At 73.0% G+C, this 3,751-nt stretch carries 1 protein-coding gene; it reads right to left on the minus strand.

Annotated elements, in window-relative coordinates; all coding sequences use genetic code 11:
• Positions 1-66 precede the first annotated feature (66 nt).
• Positions 67-2,889: an AAA family ATPase gene (locus tag ACWGI8_RS41335; RefSeq protein ID WP_453668602.1), complete on the minus strand. Its 2,823-nt coding sequence runs from the start codon at positions 2,887-2,889 to the stop codon at positions 67-69.
• Positions 2,890-3,751: the final 862 nt, after the last annotated feature.

The raw sequence follows: 3,751 nt of genomic DNA on the forward strand, positions 1-3,751 counted from the left end.
TCCCTGAAGGAGCTGTCGGTGCCCGCCGGTTCACATGCGCCACTGCCCGCGCCTCCTGACGCCGCTTCAGGCGCTTTCGGCCGCCTGGTGATCGAGGCTGGCCGACAGGTCCTGGCGGCGGCGGATGTTGATTTTCCGGTACACCCGGGTGAGGTGCTGCTCGACGGTGCTGACCGTGATGAACAGCTTTCCCGCGATCTCCCGGTTGGTGTAGCCGCGCGCGGCCAGCGACGCGACCCTGCGCTCGGCGGCCGTCAGCGCCTCGCCCTCAGGAACGACCTTCTTGCGCTCCGGGCCCGCTTCGGCTGCCGGGGTTGCGCGGCGCAGCGGGGGAGAGGGCTGCGGCGAGCGGTAGAGCTTCTCGGCGCCGCACTCGTCCGCGGCCCGCAGCGCGTGCCGCACCAGCAGCCGCCCCTTGACCACGTCGCCCTGCTCCTTGTGCACCTTGCCCAGGTCGGCCAGGGTGCGCGCTGTCTCGTACGCGTCACCCGACTGCCGCGCCGTCTCCAGGGCCTGCTCCAGCAGGCCCCGCCGGGCCGAGGACGGCCGGGTCGCCGCCAGCACCCGCAGTGCGGTGCTGCGGGTGTGCCGGCAGGCCTCCGGTGTGCGCCGCAGCTGTTCGACCGCGAAGCGGGCGGCGCGCGCGGGCTCGTCGAGCGCCAGCCACACCTCGGCGGCGCCCGCCCGCCACGGCGCCAGCGACGGCACGTCCATGCCCCACCGCTCCATCCGCTCCCCGCACTCCATGAAGTCGGCGAGCGCCGCGTGTGCACGCCCGGTCGCCAACTGGTGGCGGCCGCGCGCGTACAGGTACGCCAGCCCGTACCGGGTCCACGCCATCTCGCGCGGCACGGGGCGGTCCAGCAGCTCGGTGACGGCCTCGTGCCGTCCCATCGCCGTCCCCGCCTCGATCAGCACGGACAGCGGCAGGCCGATGCCGACGCCCCAGCACTGCGCCGAAATCCTCTCCAGCGCGTACTCCGCGTCCCGCGCGGCTTCCAGCAGCCGCCCGCGGTGCAGCGCGACCAGCGCCCGTACGCCCGTGACCACGGCGTCCGTGACGGGCGTGCCCAGCTCCCGCGCCTCCTCCAGCAGTCGCCCGCACCAGGTCTCGGCGCTGTCCAGCCGGCCCGTGTGCACGAGCGCGAGCAGACCGGCCTCCAGGACCTCGACGTTGGTCTCGGAGACGCGGAGCCGGAGCAGCGCCTCCTCGGGGTCGGCGGCGGTGGGCGCGTCGGCGGTGGGCGCGTCGGCGGCGGGCCGCAGCGCGGACGCCAGCGCCCCCATCGCCTGCCAGCGGGGAAGCGCCGCGGCGGTGCGGGGGGCCGCCTGGCCGGCGGTGTCGTACGGCCCGGTGAGCCCGCACCTTTCCCGCACCCCGGGATAGGTGACCGCCATCAGCTGCCGCAGCATGGCCAGCCCGTCGAGCAGCCGCTGGTCCGCGCCGTCGCTGTGCGCCGCGGCGGCCGCCTGCCAGTAGGCGGCGGCCGCGTCCTCCATGTGCCCGTACCACAGCAGCCGCAGGGCGATGTGCAGGGAGTAGGTGGGCGGCAGCACGCCGTCGCGCGTGGGCGGCACCAGGGCGTGCACCCGCTGTGCCGCCGCCGAGGGGTCCAGACGCCAGCTCAGTTGCGCGTGGTAGGCGCGCAGGGCGAGGCGTTCCGACTCGATGGAACAGTAGCCCTCCGCAGCGCCCAGGCATCGTTCGGCGAATCCCATGTCGCCGTCCGCCAGCGTGCGTTCGGCTTCCCGCGTCAGCACCCGGCAGGCCCACGCCGAGGGGCGGCGGTACCCCGCGGGCACCGCCATCAACTGGTCGGCGACCTGGCGGGGCGTCGCACCGCCGTGCCGGAGCAGTTCGGCGGCCCGGTACCGCAGCCGGGCCTGCTCCTGGACGGGGACGTCGTCCAGGAGCGCGGCCCGCGCGACCGGGTGGCGGAAGGCGTCGCCGTCGAGGACTCCCGCCTCGCGCAGTGCGGCCAGGCCCTGGCGCAGCGGCGCGTCGGCCAGCCCGGTGAGCGCGCCCAGCAGTGCGGGTGTGGCGGTCTCGCCCAGCAGCGCGAGGCCGCGTGCGGCCTTCAGCGCGGACCGGCCGCTGTCGTGGACGCCGGCCAGGACCGCCTGCCGGAAGAGCTCCCCGGGCTGCGGCGGCGCCACGTCGAAGACCTGTGTGCGGGTGGCGAGGTGGTCGCTGAGCAGTGCCGAGAGCAGCAGCGGGCTGCCTCCCGTGAGAGCGTGCGCGTGCCGCGCGAACCGGGCGGCGTGGGCGGGGCCGAGCCGGTCACCGAGCACAGTGCCGACCCCGGCCGGGCTGAGCGGGCGGGGCCGGACCACCAACGCCCCGGGCACGCCGGTCAGTTCGGGCAAACTGTCGGTCCGTGGGCCCGCGGCATCGCGGTGGGTGGCCACCACGGTCAGCTGCCCCGCGCCGGCGTGCCGCAGCAGGTGTGCCAGGCACTGCAGCGACGGTGAGTCCGCGAACTGGATGTCGTCGATGGTCAGCAGCACCGGCGCCGCCCGGGAAGGGCGGTCTGCGAGCAGCGCCCGCTGCACGGCGAGACGTATTCGCCACGGCACGTGGGAGGTGGCGGAGAACATGGCGAACCGCAGCTGGTTCAGCGTCTGGTGGTCGCCCGTCGCAGTGCCCCGCAGCAACTGCTCCAGCACGGCGTACGGGAGGTGCCTTTCCTCCGGCGCGGTCGTGGCATGCATCACCGTGCCGCCGCGCGCGGCGGCGTAGTCGGTGAGGTGGTGCAGCAGCTCGGTCCTGCCGGACCCCGGTGCACCGCTGATGACGGCGAAGCGGCAGCGGCCGGACGGGTCGGCCGAGATGGACTCCTCGTAGAATCGCTCCAGCCGGGCTGTGTCGTCCTCGCGTTCCGCCAGCATCACCGCACATCCCTTCCGTGGGCCACGGAGCTGGTCGCGATGCGGGCGGTGCGGTGATGTGCGGATATATTTATATTGGTTGACGATTCGTGGGCAGTCATACCCAGTGAAAACCCCGTGTTTCATGCACGTGAATTCCGACGCCGATCGCCGGCGATGCCGGGCGGTCAACGGAATACCGTGCTCCCCGTAGTGAATCCCTTGCGTGGGATTCACCCCTGTGACTCTCCTCCGTCGGTTGATTCACCGACGGAGCGAGACCGGTGGCCGACCGTGCGTGTGAATGCCCCACGCTGTTGTTGTGTGTCTTCTCGGCCACATCCGGCGTTTCGACTGTAGCACCACGCCGAGCGCGAAAGATGCAGCAGATGTGAACACTTGGCGGCCACCTCGCCCCCCGGCGGGTGTGCGGGACAGTGCTCCAGGCACCGCGCGGACCTGGGAATGTGCGGCGTGGACCGCCCGTGGTCGCCACGCCGACGGGCGCTCGTGCCGGTCCCCGCCGCATTCTTCCCGGCCCCGCTCCGCGGCGGGCGTGGGGAAAGTCTCAACGGAATGGGGAATTGCGCGTCTGATGAATTACGCCGCGCGGACGCCACGTTGCGGCATGCCGCATCGCAGTGTGCCGCCCGGAATCGTGTCGTGCGTTTCGTGCGTTTCGTGCGCGGCGTACGGAAATCGTGTCGTGCGTTTCGTGCATGTCGTGGGGAAATGTGCGGTGCGTACTGCGTGGAATCGTGTCGTGGGTGCCGTGCGGAATCGTGCCGCCCGGCGCGTTTCGTAGCCGCGGGAAAACGCCGAAGGCCGGCATGGCCGTGCGATCGCCGTGCCATGCCGGCCTGCTCCCGATCCTCTCGGTGGC

It is taken from the genome of Streptomyces sp. NPDC054841 (assembly GCF_053611045.1).

What these genes read in the sequence shown, in the direction of transcription:
- ACWGI8_RS41335 (WP_453668602.1), bottom strand. Translation starts at nt 2,889, where the DNA reads ATGCTGGCGGAACGCGAGGACGACACAGCCCGGCTGGAGCGATTCTAC.